A 13,381-nucleotide genomic window follows, 5' to 3' on the forward strand; every position below is an offset into this window, starting at 1 on the left:
GGCGCCTGTGAGTTTTTCGCGAGCAAGCTCGTTCCTACACAAAGCCTTTAAAGATCGGCATACACCATTAGACGCTGTCAGGCCATGGCTTGGGGTTGAATGCGCAACTCACCGTCCACATCCTTGACCAACCTACTGGCCACAAACAACGGCGCCAGGCGCTTGTGCAACTGCGGCTCGACAAACTCCTTGACCGTGTCCAGCACCAGCACACCACTGAGCGGCAACTCGGCCTTGGTGTACGACAACCATGCCTTCTTCAACGCCATCAACACATCGCTGCCGGCCGTCGAAGCGAAACGCCGATGCATCGGTTTGGCATCAAAGGAAAAGGTGTGCTGGAACTCATAGCCGGTTTCATCACCGCCACTGGCAGCGCAACGTACGCAGGTACAAGGGCCATCGCCGAAGGCGCTGCGCAGGTAGGCGTTGAAGTCCACCACGGGCTTGAGTGACAGGCGTTTATCAACCTCAAACAGGTCTCCGGTCATTTTTTCGTCAGTGTTCAACGTCCATTTCCTCGCAATCGGTGGCGGTATTTCAAAGCGCGGCACAATACCAGCCGAGCGCTAGTTTGGGGATTATTTGCATAACAATAGATCCCGATATTCTTTTCGTGTCTTAAAAAACGTCGCTACGCTCCATCACCTTCTCGATATCGCAGCGGACTCTTTCATGACCTTCAAGCGTTCCTCGTTGCCCCTCCTGGCCGCCTCGCTGGCCGCCGCGAGCGCCTTGCTCAGCCCCGGTGCCCAGGCCGAAGGCAAGATCAGCATCGCCCAGCAGTTCGGCATTGGTTACCTGATCCTTGACGTGGTGCGCGACCAGCATCTGATCGAAAAGCACGGCAAGGCGCAAGGCCTGGATATCCAGGTGGAATGGAACAGCATCTCCGGCGCTACCGCCATGAACGAATCGTTGCTGGCCGGCGCGCTGGATGTGGTCTCGGCCGGTGTACCGCCGATGCTGACTCTGTGGGACCGCACCAAGGGCAAGCAGAACGTCAAGGCCATTGCCTCCCTCGGCTCGATGCCCAATTACCTGCTCACCAACAACCCCAATGTGAAGAGCCTCAAGGACTTCAGCGAGACCGACCGCATTGCCGTGCCCGCCGCCGGTGTGGGGTTCCAGTCCCGAACCTTGCAGATCGAGACCGCCAAGCAGTTCGGCGACGCCAACTACAAGAAATTCGACAACATCTCCATCAGCCTCGCGCACCCTGATGCCACCGCCGCGCTGATTGCCGGTGGTTCGGAGATCAACTCGCACTTCTCCAGCCCGCCGTTCCAGTATCAGGAACTGTTGAATCCCAACGTACACAAGGTGCTCAGCTCCTACGACATCCTGGGCGGGCAGGCGACGTTCAACGTGCTGTACACCACTCAGAAATTCCACGACGAAAACCCCCGGACCTACAAGGCGTTCTACGCCGCGCTGGCCGAGGCCGAGCAGATCATCAAAGCCGACAAGCCTGCGGCCGCCAAGGCATATATCCGCGTCGAACAGTCCAGGCTGCCGTTGGACCTGGTGGAGAAAATCGTCCAGGACCCGGAAATCGACTTCACCATCGTGCCCCAGCGCACCTTTATCTATGCCGAGAAGTTGCAGGAGTTGGGGGTGTTGAAAAACAAGGCGGCGAGCTGGAAAGAGTATTTCTTCGAAGAAGCCCATGGCGGTGCGGGTAGCTAAACCCTCTGCGGCTATGAAATACAGTCAACTCTGGGAGGGAGCTTGCCCTATTGCCTGTAGGAGCGAGCTTGCTCGCGAAAAACTCACAGGCGCCGCGTTCATTCAGGACGCACGCATTATCGTTGAGGTTTTTCGCGAGCAAGCTCGCTCCTACAGAAGGCAATTTACGGCAAGCCCCCTCCCGGCTGTTGATTCTTGTTGCGCCTGAATATCAGCGGAAGAACTCACCGGGCGTTGCATCGAACTGCTGACGGAACGCAGCAATGAACGCCGACGTTGATTCATATCCACACCCCAGCGCCACATCCGTCACCCGCTCGCCGCGTTCCAGGGCGGGCAGGGCGCTGAGCAGTCGCAGGCGCTGGCGCCATGCGCGGAACGTCAGCCCGGTGTCCTTGAGGAACAAGCGGCTGAGGGTCTTTTCGCTGACGCCCAGCCTGGTGCTCCACTCTCCCAGGGTGGTCTGCTGCTCGGGGCGCAGGTTCAGGCTGCGGTAGATCTGCCGCAGCCGTGGCTCATGGGGTAACGGCAACATCAAATCCACCTGGGGCGCTGCGGCGAGTTGATCGAGCAACACCTGGGCCAGGCGCCCGTCCGGGCCATCCTCTGCATATTCCACCGGCACCTGGCTGAAATTGCGGATCAACTCACGCAACAAACTGCTCACCTCCAGCACCTGGCAACGCTCGGCCGCCCAGGCGGTGACGCTGCAATCAAGGTACAAGCTGCGCATTTCGGTATGCGGCGAGCTGAATACCCGATGGGGCATACCCGCTGGGATCCATACTGCGCGCTGCGGTGGCGCGACGAAACGCCCTACGCTGGTATGGATCTCCAGCACCCCGGAAATCGCGTAGGACAACTGCACCCAAGGGTGGCTGTGGCGTCGCGTCAGCGCACGATTGGGCAAGGATTCGGTGCGCCCATACACCGGCCGTGGCAGGCTGGAAAGCCCGGGTACACTGCGCCGAACGGTTTTTTCATGTCCTTTTGGCGGCATTTAGTGGCTCATTGGCGTTAGTCGGTAAAGGATCGTTACGTTAGAGTCGCCGGAACGCTCTTGGCAACCCCTGGAAGATTTGCTTATGACCCGCCCGCGCTTTCTGCCCGACAACTTCACCCTGACCCTTATCGCCACGGTGATCCTCGCCTCATTGCTGCCGGCCAGCGGCCAGACCGCCGTGGCCTTTGGTTGGGTCACCAACCTGGCCATCGCGCTGCTGTTTTTTCTGCACGGCGCCAAGCTGTCGCGCCAGGCTATCGTCGCCGGCGCCGGCCACTGGCGTTTGCACTTGCTGGTATTCAGCCTGACCTTCGTACTGTTTCCATTGTTGGGCCTGGCGCTCAAGCCGGTGCTGTCGCCGCTGATCGGTACAGAGCTTTACATGGGCATGCTCTATCTCTGCGCGTTGCCGGCCACTGTGCAATCGGCGATTGCCTTCACGTCCCTGGCTCGCGGCAATATTCCTGCGGCGATTTGCAGTGCGGCGGCTTCCAGCCTGTTCGGTATCTTCCTGACCCCGCTGCTGGTAACGCTGCTGCTGAACGTCCACGGGGAGGGCGGTTCCACCGTCGATGCGATCCTGAAGATCAGCGTGCAGTTGCTGCTGCCATTCATCGCCGGGCAAATTGCGCGGCGCTGGATCGGCGACTGGGTCGGACGCAATAAAGCCTGGTTGAAATTTGTCGACCAGGGCTCGATTCTACTGGTGGTCTACGGCGCATTCAGCGAAGCGGTCAATGAGGGCATCTGGCATCAAATCCCGCTGTGGGAATTGGGCGGGTTGGTGGTGGCGTGCTGCGTGTTGCTGGCCCTGGTGTTGGTGGCGTCTACGCTGCTGGGCAAGGCGTTTGGTTTTAACCAGGAAGATCGCATCACCATTCTGTTCTGCGGCTCGAAGAAAAGCCTGGCCACCGGCGTGCCGATGGCGCAGGTGCTGTTCGCCGGGGCGAGCATGGGCGTGTTGATTTTGCCGTTGATGCTGTTTCATCAGATCCAGTTGATGGTGTGCGCGGCATTGGCGCAGCGCTATGCCCAGCGCCCGGAAACCATCCCCGAGTTGATGGGGCAGGTGGATCCGTGATCCACCTCTCATTCCCGGGCAAATAAACTCAAGTTAACGACCACGCCGACGATTCACTTCTTACTAACCCAAGAAGGAGTGTCGGCATGAACGTTCGTCGTGTTTCGGTAATGACTGGCCTCCTGTGCCTATGGGCAAGCGCCTGCGGCGCTGCAGAGACCGCGGGGCAGGGCACCATCCGGTTCAGTGGTGCCATTGTCGAGTCAGGCTGTGCGACAAATGCGCACAGCGGTTCGGTGATGGAACTGCGCGGCTGTGCCAAAGTCAGTCGCGGCAGCCGCTTCGAGGTGCGCAATGTGGCGCCGGTGGCCAGCGTCAATGCGGCCCATGTGCGGCTGGTGGCAGACAGCGGCGAGGGGCGCTATTACGACCAGCGCTATCTGCTGGTAGACAACGCCGGCAAGGCCATTCAGTCCGGCAACTACATCATTACCATGACGTCGCCATAAACCTTCAGCCGACGATCCGCATCAACAGCCGGCCGAGAAACCTATAGAATGCTCGGCGGCGGCGCTTGTCCTGGGTGGCCGTTTGATCACCGTCAGAGTACCGCGCCCGTCAATGAGCCTTTCAGCCGCAACCCCCCAAGCCAATTGGCAACCGGTCATCGCCCTTGCGCTGGCCGCGTTTGTGTTCAATACCACCGAATTTGTCCCCGTCGGGCTGCTCAGTGCCATTGGTGCCAGCTTCGACATGCCCGTGGCCAGCGTCGGCCTGATGCTCACCATCTATGCGTGGATCGTGTCGCTGACCTCGCTGCCGGTGATGCTGCTGACCCGCAACGTCGAACGGCGCAAGCTGCTGATCGTATTGTTCGGTCTGTTTATCGCCAGCCATATCCTCTCCAGCGTCGCCACCAGCTTCGGCCTGCTGATGGTCAGTCGCGTCGGCATCGCCCTGGCCCATGCGTTGTTCTGGTCGATCACGGCTTCACTGGCTGTGCGCCTGGCGCCAGAGGGCAAGCAAGTGCAGGCCCTTGGCTTGCTGGCCACCGGCACGTCCCTGGCGATGGTGTTGGGCATTCCCTTGGGCCGTCTGTTGGGCGAGGCCATGGGCTGGCGCACCACCTTCCTGGTGATCGCCGCCTTCGCCGCCGCCCTGGTGTTCTGGCTGGGGCGCACCTTGCCGCTGCTGCCCAGCCAGAACTCCGGCTCCCTGCGCAGCCTGCCGTTGCTGTTCAAGCGCCCGGCGCTGGTGGCGCTCTACGTGCTGACCGCAATGACCGTCACTGCGCAGTTCACCGCCTACAGCTACATCGAACCCTTCGTCGAAGGCGTCGCCGGGCTGGGCGGCAGTGCCGTGACCCTGATCCTGTTGGTGTTCGGCGGTGCCGGCATCATCGGCTCGCTGTTGTTCAGCCTGGTGCACCGCTTCAACCCGCACCTGTTCGTAATCGGCGCCGTGTTCATCCTCGCCGCGTGCCTGGCGCTGATGCTGCCGTTGAGCGGCGCCGAATCCTACCTGGTGGTGTTGAGCATTTTCTGGGGCATGGCGATCATGGGCTTTGGCCTGGCCATGCAGTCCAAGGTGCTGGTGCTGGCACCGGACGCCACCGATGTGGCCATGGCGATGTTTTCCGGGATCTACAACATCGGCATCGGCGGTGGTGCGTTGATGGGCAGTTGGGTCGGCAGCCACTTCGGCTTCGCCTGGATCGGCGCGGCGGGTGGGTTGCTGGCAGGGTTGGCCTTGGTGGGGTATTGCCTGGCGATTCGGCGGTTTGGGCAGGGTGTGCCGCTTAACAAATGAATTTCACAGGGATTGGTGATTGATGAAGTACTTGATCGTTGCATGTGTTCTGTTAGGGCTCAGTGGTTGCGTTACCAACCAGTTGCACTTCGCGGCGTACTCGACGGAGGCCGAGTTGGCGGCAATCAAAAGTAGTGTTGTACAGGCCGACATCGTGCAAGTGACGGGCGCTGAAAAGTGTACGCGCTGCAAGGAGTCGAGCAAGCTTGTTTGGCATGCTGCCAATTACAAAGTCGGCCTTTACGAGGGGTTCGCCAACGTTCCTGTTGACGACTGGACCGATTTCACCAAGCGTGCGGTGGGCGTTTCTCCCTCTTCGACACTCAAAACCAGCGTCGAGATCGACAGAGTCTTCGTCAAGACTTGGAACTCTCCTGACTATTACGCCTGTGAGGTTAGCCTGACGGTGGATATCGCCGGCACGAAATATGCCGGGCATTCCCGACTCAAGTTGAAGCAGGCGGGGCAAAGCTTGATAGGTGACAAGCTTGCTGCCCTTAACGCGCAGGTATTGGATACTGTAGGCCTGACAGTTAAAGCAGCATATATGAATGCTTTGGCCAACTATCACAAGGCACGCTGAATAAATGCGGCTTTGCTGATTTGCTGAGTTTATAGAGGGCGACCGTAAGGTCGCCTGTTTTCGGTTACGACATCCTTGCCCTTAGCCTACGCCCGATCACATCCAGTAAATCGCAGCCGTCCCGCAATGGAATACTCAACAGCAACGCGAAGTCCTGCAGCACCACGGTATCGCTGGTGATTTCATCGCGAAGTGCCAGGTTTTCCAGAACTTGAGTGACTGCCCGAATACGAAAAACTGCTGCGTCATGCAAAGCATCAAGCGGCGCCTGAGTATCGATTAGCAGTGTAGGTATGGTGCAATCGGGGCCCGTTATGGGCATATACCGATCAGATGAGGTCATGGTTCTTGCTCCTATATCTAAGTGAGCCGTCACCTTCTGCCGCCAAGCAGAATTAGGGTGGCGGATTACGCAAGGTTGGCGGACCGGGGATATAGGACCCGGCACTTCCGAAGAAGTCCCTGCGCAACCCGCCATTGCACGAAATCACGGGCGCAAAAAAAGCGCCTGCAATCGTGTTGGGGGCGCCGTTGCGCCTATATCTGGTCGGACCGCCAAGTCCAATCGCAGCACTTGCTGCGAGTTGAAAGAGTAGCCTGCGCGATGCTCCATCGCAACCGGGAAGTGGATGACATCAAAAAAATGGATCGTTCACATCCTGTCATTGTAGTGAGCAACGCGAAGTTCTACGCCACCGGAATCAACGGATCGGCCGCCGCCAGCGCCACAGCCCGATCCGCCGCCGGTGGGTAGATCCACACGCTATTGATCTGCTGTTTGAGTTCCTTGGCTTCCTGGCCCACCAGCTTAAGCTGACGATCCCAGCCTTCGGTGTACACCGCGCCCCAGGCGCCGAGATCGAGGCAGGTCACGTATTTAGGTTGGCTGTAGACCATTGACGCCACACCGATCAAGTCGGCGGCGACGTTGTTACCAGCGTAGCGGCCCAGGGCGATGGCGTGCTGGCAGGACATGGCAGCGAAGTTGCCCAGCTCGTCGGTGGCGGCGTAGGCCACGTCCCCGGCGGCGTAAACGGCAGGTTGGCCTTTGACTCTGAGGCTGGCGTCCACATGCAGGCGGCCCTGAGGATCGCGGGTGCCATCGACTTGCTCGGTCAACGGGTTGGCGCGAAAACCAATGGTCCAGATCACGGTGCTGGACTCAATCCGCTGCCCATCCGCCAGGGTCACACCGCCGGCATCCACTGAGGCAACCGAGGTGTTCAGTACCCATTCAAGCCCGAGCGCCTGGCTGGCCTCGATGATCGCCGGGCGAATGCCATCCCCCATCGACGCCGCTATCTGCGGGCCGCGGTCCACCACGATCACGCGAATATCGGCAGCATCCCCCAGCGCCGCACGCAGTCGCGCGGGCATTTCGGTGGCGGTCTCGATCCCGGTAAAACCACCGCCGGCGACCACCACCGTGTTGCGCGCCGGGCTGTCGGGCAGGTTTTTCAGGGCCTTGATATGCGCTTCAAGTCGCGTGGCGTCCTCGATCTGGTCCACGTCGAATACGTGCTGGATGCCGTCCATGCTCGGGCGATTCAAGCGGCTGCCGGCAGCAAGCACCAAGCGGTCGTAGGTGAGGGTGGCCGGAGTGCCCGCCGCGTTGCGGTAGGTCACTTGCCTGGCGTTGGTGTCGATGCTGTCGGCAGCGCCTTGTACAAAGGTCACGCCCACGGCGTCGAACAGCGCATCAAGCGGGGCCAGCATGGTATGCACATCGGGCTCGTAGAACCGCGGGCGGATACGCAGCTCCGCTTGGGGGGCGAGCAGGCTGATGCGCACATCGTTGCGGTCGTGTTTATCCAGTAGCCGAGCCGCGCTCAAGGCGCTCCACACGCCACCGAACCCGGCGCCAATGATCAGAATGTGTTGTTTCATGGGGTTGCTCCAGAGACCAGATAAGCCGCAAGGCATTGCCGGATCACTGTAAAAGCACTGCTGTTTGTCAGAAAGGACAGATAACCCTGAATCACTGCCACTTCTCATCGGCCTAGCGAGAAAAGCGCTCGCGGTAGTCGCGGGGCGCGATGGCCAGATGCCGGTGGAAGGTGCAGCGCATACGCTCCTCGTCGCCAAACCCGCACAGGCGGGCGATCTGGTCGATGCTGCGTTGGGAGTCTTCAAGCATCCGCCGCGCCGCTTCCATGCGAAACAATTCGATGGCCTTGGCCGGGGTACGACCGGTTTTCTGCTTATAGACCCGCGCAAAGTTACGCGGGCTCATATGGCTTTGTGCAGCCAGGCGTTCCACGCTGAGGTCGCTGTCGCGCAGGTTGTCGCTGATCCACACGTGCAGGGCATCGAAGCCGGCGCTGTCGGCGGTTTGCGCTTGCAACACCTGGCTGAACTGCGCCTGGCCGCCGGGTCGCTTGAGGAACACCACCAATTCGCGCGCCACTTGCAGCGCTACCTCGCGGCCGCAATCGGCTTCCACCAGTGCGAGGGCCAGGTCGATCCCGGCACTCACGCCGGCGGAGGTCCACACCGTGCCTTGCTGCACGAAGATCGCGTCCATGTCCACCTCGATGCTCGGGAAGCGTTGTCTGAGCAGCTCGCACATGGCCCAATGCGTCGCCGCGCGGCGCCCCTCAAGCAAGCCTGCCTGCGCCAGCAAAAAGGTACCACTGCATACCGAGGCGGTACGTCGAGCCTGGCCGGAGGCGTTGCGCAGCCAGGCCACCAGCGCAGTGTTATCCGCCATGGCTTGCTCAATGGCGGGCGCGCCGGGTACCACCAGCGTATCGATGGCGCCAGGGTCCAATTGTGCCAGCGCTACCGTGTCGACGCTCAAGCCTTCGGCGGTCGGCATCAGGCCACCCGCCAGGCTGGCATTGTGCACCACGTAGCCTTGTAAACCGCGTTCGGCCATAGCCTTGGTCGCGGCCCAGAACACCGTTTGCGCACCGGTCAGGTCGAGCAAGCCCATTTGTGGGTAAGCCAGAAACACCAGCGTGCGGGGTTGGCCCAGCGGTTTGATAGCGGTCATGCGCCGGCCAGCAGTTTTTCCAGTTTTTCCTGATCCCGCGCGAACTGCCGAATCCCTTCCGCCAGCTTTTCGGTTGCCATCGCATCTTCGTTCGAGGCCCAGCGAAATTGCGCTTCGGTGAAGCTTTGGCGCGCTTCGCCATGGGTGCCCGGCACCAGCTTGCGCTCCAGCGGGCCGTTGTCTTCGGCGAGCTTTTGCAGGAGGTCGGGGCTGATGGTCAGGCGGTCACAGCCGGCCAGTTGTTCGATCTGGCTCAAGGTGCGAAAGCTGGCGCCCATGACCACGGTGGGGATCTGGTTGGTCTTGTAGTAATTGTAGATTCGCGTCACCGACTGCACGCCCGGGTCATCCACGCCGGTGTAGTCCAGGCCGGTATTTTTGCGATACCAGTCGTAAATGCGGCCCACGAAGGGCGAGATCAAAAACACCCCGGCATCGGCGCAGGCCACGGCCTGGGCGAAGGAGAACAGCAGCGTGAGGTTGGTCTGGATACCGGATTTTTCCAGGCGTTCGGCAGTGCGGATGCCTTCCCAGGTCGAGGCCAGTTTGATCAGCACGTGGTCGCGGCTGACACCGGCCTGGTCGTACAGGGCGATCAACTGATTGGCCTTGGCCCACAACGCGTCTTCGTCGAAGGACAGGCGCGCATCGACTTCAGTGGAAATACGCCCCGGGATCACCTTGAGAATGCCCGCACCCACCGCCACAGCGAAGTGGTCGCAGGCCAGGTCCACATCCCCTTTGGACAAGGACACGGCATTGCGCAGCAGCTCGGCGTATTCCGGGATGGCGGCGGCCTTGAGCAGCAGCGACGGGTTGGTGGTGGCGTCCACCGGGCGCAGGCGGCTGATGGCGTCCAGGTCGCCGGTGTCGCAGACCACGGTGGTGAATTGCTTGAGTTGTTCGAGCTTGGATGTCATGAGCGGCGGCCTCCAGGAAAGTGGCAAGGACTGCTTTTGTACCACTTCCCGCCCGTCTTGTTTACCTGGGTTGCCAGGTCTGTAGCGACTTGGGCAGCAAATGCATCGGCTTGTGGGAGGGGGGCTTGCCCCCGATGGCGGCCTGACAGCCGACCAGGATGCTGGACTTTGATCGAGTGCATATCCGTTATTTAGGTAGTGGCTGCTATTGGTTCCGCCCTTACGGCGGCTCACTTTTGAAAAGCGCAAAAGTAAGCAAAACGCTCTTGCCCCACCACTCGGCACCTCGCCTGGGCTCGGTGTGCCCGTAATCCGCCATGGATTTGGGGGGCCGCCGCCACGCGCCATCCATGGCGCGGGGCGGCTAAACCGGCATCCCTGCCGGTTTACCCCCCAAATCCCTGTCGAATTCCGGCCAGCGTGGTTTGACGGGGCGCCTAAGATCAAGATCAAAAACAGATCAAGAGCAAGAGCGGCTCGCTTCGCATCGTGGTTACGGTTGGCAGTGGCTACAAAAGTTGTGTGGATACCCATGCCTTGATGACGGTGGGTCAGATATGGATTGACTGACCCAACGCTATCGGGAGCGCTCTCTCGCAGGAGTTATGGGGTGTTGGTGGGTTTGGGTTGCAGGCAATCCAGTGCGCGGTCGGCGAGGGTGCGGGCCATATCGATCAAGTGGGCGGTGGAGCAGGCCATGTCACGTTGGCTGCCTTCGAGGCCCTCGGCGGTTTCGGTGGCGGTGGTGGCGGCGCAGCGCAGCAGCGAAGAAATGCTGGCGATGGCGTATTCGAAGCTCAGGTCTTCGTGGGCAACAAACACGGGATAGGGTGGATCAGGGACGATTTTGCTCATGGGTGAAGCTCCTGCTTGGATTGGGAGCCATTCTTTTGCCGATCTCACACGTCAAAAGGTGGCAGCTATGTGCGGGGTGAGATACCGGAAAGCAGGACCCGGCCAGACCGAAGTCTGCCCGCACATAGCCGCCATAGACGGTTGTAGCGCATGACGCCTGCTGATACACGGGATCTCACACCCGATCGCTGATAGGCAGCGACGAAGCGAAGGCTAGCCAGCGGGTTGAGCAGGCGCAAGGCCGAAAGATTGTCTAGGAAACGTCCTGCAAATTAAAGGGATATGGATTGCTGGCCTTTAACAATGCATGTCGAGCAGGCGATGCCGATATGGGAAGTGGTTAGTGAGTGAGGCTGTCAGCGATCTATCGGATTTATACGACGAAAATCTCGGAATCGTCTGACTTTACCCTAAGGAAATCCCTCTCCAAAGTTTGGCTTTCTACTGGCTTTCCCTTACTCGTTGATCTCGATTGAAATGCGTCACGCGTCAGTTTTCTTATCGAAACGAGCAGGGAAGTACGGCCAAAAAGCAGGGGCAAAAGGCAAAACAATGAGCGTAGGTTATTTCATCCGCCAAGGTGACAAAACCAGTTGCGGCGGCCAAGTACTGGACGGAGATCAAAGGACCCATATGCATGGCAGTCTTCGTGCGTGCGAAGGTGACCCAGTCACCTGTGGCAAGGATGGGCAAACGTATAAGATCCTCGGCGGTATTTCCTTCATGCAAAGCAATGGCCGGCTTATTGCCGGTACGTTGGACAGCTACAGCGGCTGTCCCTGTAAAGCCGAGCTGATTCCTTCGGTGTTACTCGGCAAGTACCACGGCAGAGGTGGCTCCGTTGTGCGCGCCAACGGACAAGCCGTTGAGCCGGTCCAGCCAGCGCCCCAATGGTCAGCCCCTTCTCAACGCGCTGCCACCGTGCCAACTTATTCGCCCCGGTCCGCATTTGGCGCATTTAAAGCTCTCTCAGGCGAGGAGCCAGGTTTCTATATCGTCCCCAAAAGCATGACCCGCGAGGCGCTGGAGGCGACACTTTTTTCGACGCTCGACCCGGCTGTAATGCGCAAGTTTCAATCACTGAATCCCAATACCGGCAACGTCAAAGCCGGCTCGATGATCGTGCTCAGCGATCCGAACAACACCTCCTGCACCTATCAGGAAGCGCAACTGATGCAGGCTGCACAACAAGTCAGCGCATCTCTGGACTCACTGACGCCGGACGAGGCCGACTTTCTGTATCGCCACGGTGCCGAGATCGCAGGTTTCATCGGCCATACCTCAACCTGGCTTGGCGTCAGTGCTGTGGTGATGGAAAAGCATCTGAGCAATCTGCGCGATACTCTCCAAGCCATGGAGCGGTTGCATCAGGAAAACTATCGGCAGCACGGCCACCTTAGGTCGCCGCAGTTCTTTGCTGATCGCCAGCGGTTGATGAGTCAGTTGGATGCTCATTTGCTCAACTCCACGCGCCTGCGCGGCCAGACAACCCTGGGCGATCACCCGAAGTTGAAAGCAGCCCTGGGTATTTCCAGCCGTAGCCTGGTGCATCACTGGGACAAGGCGGGTGGGCCGGGGCAGATTCGGGGGTATGCCGCTCATGTTGAGGCGGTCAGTCGTGCCACGAAGTATATGAAGGCTGGGGGGTACATCGGGATTGCTCTTGGCGGGATATCTTCACTTTTGGCTATTCAGCAGGTGTGTAATGGAGATACTGGGGCAGCGTGTGAAAAGGTTAAGTTTACCGAAGGAGGAAAATTCGCGGGGTCTACTGCAGTAGGTGCTGCAAGCGGGTTGGCAGCGAGTTATGCCAGTACTGCGATCTGCATTGCGCTTGGCGTCACAACAGGGACCGGTGGTGTTATATGTATCGCCGCTGTTGTAGGCGCGGGCACGTGGGTGGGCACGACTTACGGTGGTAAAACGGGTGAGTACATAGGTGAAAAAATTTATGGGGCCAGACAACCATGACCAGTATTGATACTTGGCCTCTCTGGATCGCAATGATGGTTACAGGAGGACCAATTTTGCTCGCTGTTGCTGGCATTACTTTTAGTCTTTACCTGAGTCGTCGGCACTTGGGCTCTATGAGGGAGGCACTGAAGAATAGTCGTTTTATTTATATCTGGGGGACGAGCCTGGGTAAGCGAGGGGTAATCTGGTCGCTTTGGGAAATATCCAAAATTGCCGGAATGGTGACGATGCCGAACGCGTCTATCCGTATCGGAGAACTGGACCCTGTCGATCTAAAAAATTTCCCCCCTTACCTAAAGCGTCTTTTGACCATCAATATGATGATGTTGATCGGTTCGGTCGCTTGGTCAGTAGTTGCAGCCTTGCTGGTGAAACTCCGGTAGGTTGAAGACTCTCGAGCAAAAACGGGAACCCTCCCACCCGACACTTGTCCCCGCTTCCCATGTCACCCCCCACCGTGCAAATCCCTTAATTTTCCAAGCCTGCCGGAAGCCTCTCCAGGCCCCCGGCTGCGCCCGTTGTTTTTCAAGGG

At 59.4% G+C, this 13,381-nt stretch carries 14 protein-coding genes; 7 read left to right on the plus strand and 7 right to left on the minus strand.

What is annotated here, in order from left to right:
* Positions 1–77: 77 nt before the first annotated feature.
* Complete coding sequence (locus tag JFT63_RS03505; RefSeq protein ID WP_198843462.1) at positions 78–509, minus strand: hypothetical protein; 432 nt, start codon at positions 507–509, stop codon at positions 78–80.
* Between the two features lie 166 nt (positions 510–675).
* Here JFT63_RS03505 and JFT63_RS03510 point away from each other — a divergent pair, with 166 nt between their 5' ends.
* Positions 676–1,689, plus strand: a complete 1,014-nt coding sequence (locus JFT63_RS03510; protein ID WP_198843463.1) for an ABC transporter substrate-binding protein — start codon at positions 676–678, stop codon at positions 1,687–1,689.
* 211 nt (positions 1,690–1,900) lie between these two features.
* On the opposite strand, the gene JFT63_RS03515 is transcribed toward JFT63_RS03510, so the two are convergent.
* Positions 1,901–2,689 (minus strand): AraC family transcriptional regulator, encoded by a 789-nt coding sequence (locus JFT63_RS03515; RefSeq protein WP_186558936.1) that lies wholly within the window; start codon positions 2,687–2,689, stop codon positions 1,901–1,903.
* A gap of 85 nt (positions 2,690–2,774) precedes the next feature.
* On the opposite strand from JFT63_RS03515, the gene JFT63_RS03520 reads away from it, so the two are divergent.
* The 4 genes from JFT63_RS03520 to JFT63_RS03535 all read left to right on the plus strand — a co-directional run bounded on the left by JFT63_RS03520 (position 2,775) and on the right by JFT63_RS03535 (position 6,105).
* On the plus strand, positions 2,775–3,773 hold the full coding sequence (locus JFT63_RS03520; protein WP_057703157.1) for a bile acid:sodium symporter family protein: 999 nt from the start codon (positions 2,775–2,777) through the stop codon (positions 3,771–3,773).
* 86 nt (positions 3,774–3,859) lie between these two features.
* A complete protein-coding gene (locus tag JFT63_RS03525; RefSeq protein ID WP_198843464.1) occupies positions 3,860–4,222 on the plus strand; it encodes a type 1 fimbrial protein in 363 nt (120 codons plus the stop codon).
* 112 nt (positions 4,223–4,334) lie between these two features.
* A complete protein-coding gene (locus tag JFT63_RS03530; RefSeq protein ID WP_057703159.1) occupies positions 4,335–5,522 on the plus strand; it encodes a sugar transporter in 1,188 nt (395 codons plus the stop codon).
* A 22-nt stretch (positions 5,523–5,544) separates the two neighbouring features.
* Positions 5,545–6,105 carry a hypothetical protein gene (locus JFT63_RS03535; RefSeq protein WP_198843465.1) on the plus strand — a complete coding sequence of 187 codons (561 nt, stop codon included), beginning with the start codon at positions 5,545–5,547 and terminating at the stop codon, positions 6,103–6,105.
* Positions 6,106–6,169: 64 nt separating this feature from the next.
* Here the strand turns inward: JFT63_RS03535 and JFT63_RS03540 are convergent, their stop codons facing one another.
* The 5 genes from JFT63_RS03540 to JFT63_RS03560 all read right to left on the minus strand — a co-directional run bounded on the left by JFT63_RS03540 (position 6,170) and on the right by JFT63_RS03560 (position 10,875).
* Entirely contained in the window at positions 6,170–6,427 is a 258-nt protein-coding gene (locus JFT63_RS03540; protein WP_186558983.1) for a hypothetical protein, read from the minus strand.
* A gap of 365 nt (positions 6,428–6,792) precedes the next feature.
* Positions 6,793–7,992: an NAD(P)/FAD-dependent oxidoreductase gene (locus JFT63_RS03545; RefSeq protein ID WP_198843466.1), complete on the minus strand. Its 1,200-nt coding sequence runs from the start codon at positions 7,990–7,992 to the stop codon at positions 6,793–6,795.
* 112 nt (positions 7,993–8,104) lie between these two features.
* A complete protein-coding gene (locus tag JFT63_RS03550; protein WP_198843467.1) occupies positions 8,105–9,100 on the minus strand; it encodes a GlxA family transcriptional regulator in 996 nt (331 codons plus the stop codon).
* Complete coding sequence (gene tal, locus JFT63_RS03555) at positions 9,097–10,020, minus strand: transaldolase (RefSeq protein ID WP_198843468.1); 924 nt, start codon at positions 10,018–10,020, stop codon at positions 9,097–9,099. The genes JFT63_RS03550 and tal overlap by 4 nt, the downstream gene beginning before the upstream one ends.
* 603 nt (positions 10,021–10,623) lie before the next feature.
* Entirely contained in the window at positions 10,624–10,875 is a 252-nt protein-coding gene (locus JFT63_RS03560) for a DUF6124 family protein (protein WP_198843469.1), read from the minus strand.
* Positions 10,876–11,427: 552 nt separating this feature from the next.
* On the opposite strand from JFT63_RS03560, the gene JFT63_RS03565 reads away from it, so the two are divergent.
* Positions 11,428–12,846: a PAAR domain-containing protein gene (locus tag JFT63_RS03565; protein ID WP_198843489.1), complete on the plus strand. Its 1,419-nt coding sequence runs from the start codon at positions 11,428–11,430 to the stop codon at positions 12,844–12,846.
* Positions 12,843–13,232 (plus strand): hypothetical protein, encoded by a 390-nt coding sequence (locus tag JFT63_RS03570; protein WP_057703166.1) that lies wholly within the window; start codon positions 12,843–12,845, stop codon positions 13,230–13,232. The genes JFT63_RS03565 and JFT63_RS03570 overlap by 4 nt, the downstream gene beginning before the upstream one ends.
* Positions 13,233–13,381 lie beyond the last annotated feature (149 nt).

Origin of the sequence: Pseudomonas sp. MF7453, from assembly GCF_016405455.1 — a bacterium.
Taxonomy (GTDB): Bacteria; Pseudomonadota; Gammaproteobacteria; order Pseudomonadales; family Pseudomonadaceae; genus Aquipseudomonas; species Aquipseudomonas paralactis.

Excerpts from the sequence above, each read along its gene's own strand:
- JFT63_RS03510 (WP_198843463.1), top strand. The coding sequence starts at position 676 with ATGACCTTCAAGCGTTCCTCGTTGCCCCTCCTGGCCGCCTCGCTGGCC.
- JFT63_RS03515 (WP_186558936.1), bottom strand. The coding sequence starts at position 2,689 with ATGCCGCCAAAAGGACATGAAAAAACCGTTCGGCGCAGTGTACCCGGG.
- JFT63_RS03520 (WP_057703157.1), top strand. The coding sequence starts at position 2,775 with ATGACCCGCCCGCGCTTTCTGCCCGACAACTTCACCCTGACCCTTATC.
- JFT63_RS03525 (WP_198843464.1), top strand. The coding sequence starts at position 3,860 with ATGAACGTTCGTCGTGTTTCGGTAATGACTGGCCTCCTGTGCCTATGG.
- JFT63_RS03530 (WP_057703159.1), top strand. The coding sequence starts at position 4,335 with ATGAGCCTTTCAGCCGCAACCCCCCAAGCCAATTGGCAACCGGTCATC.
- JFT63_RS03535 (WP_198843465.1), top strand. The coding sequence starts at position 5,545 with ATGAAGTACTTGATCGTTGCATGTGTTCTGTTAGGGCTCAGTGGTTGC.
- JFT63_RS03540 (WP_186558983.1), bottom strand. The coding sequence starts at position 6,427 with ATGCCCATAACGGGCCCCGATTGCACCATACCTACACTGCTAATCGAT.
- JFT63_RS03545 (WP_198843466.1), bottom strand. The coding sequence starts at position 7,992 with ATGAAACAACACATTCTGATCATTGGCGCCGGGTTCGGTGGCGTGTGG.
- JFT63_RS03550 (WP_198843467.1), bottom strand. The coding sequence starts at position 9,100 with ATGACCGCTATCAAACCGCTGGGCCAACCCCGCACGCTGGTGTTTCTG.
- tal (WP_198843468.1), bottom strand. The coding sequence starts at position 10,020 with ATGACATCCAAGCTCGAACAACTCAAGCAATTCACCACCGTGGTCTGC.
- JFT63_RS03560 (WP_198843469.1), bottom strand. The coding sequence starts at position 10,875 with ATGAGCAAAATCGTCCCTGATCCACCCTATCCCGTGTTTGTTGCCCAC.
- JFT63_RS03565 (WP_198843489.1), top strand. The coding sequence starts at position 11,428 with ATGAGCGTAGGTTATTTCATCCGCCAAGGTGACAAAACCAGTTGCGGC.
- JFT63_RS03570 (WP_057703166.1), top strand. The coding sequence starts at position 12,843 with ATGACCAGTATTGATACTTGGCCTCTCTGGATCGCAATGATGGTTACA.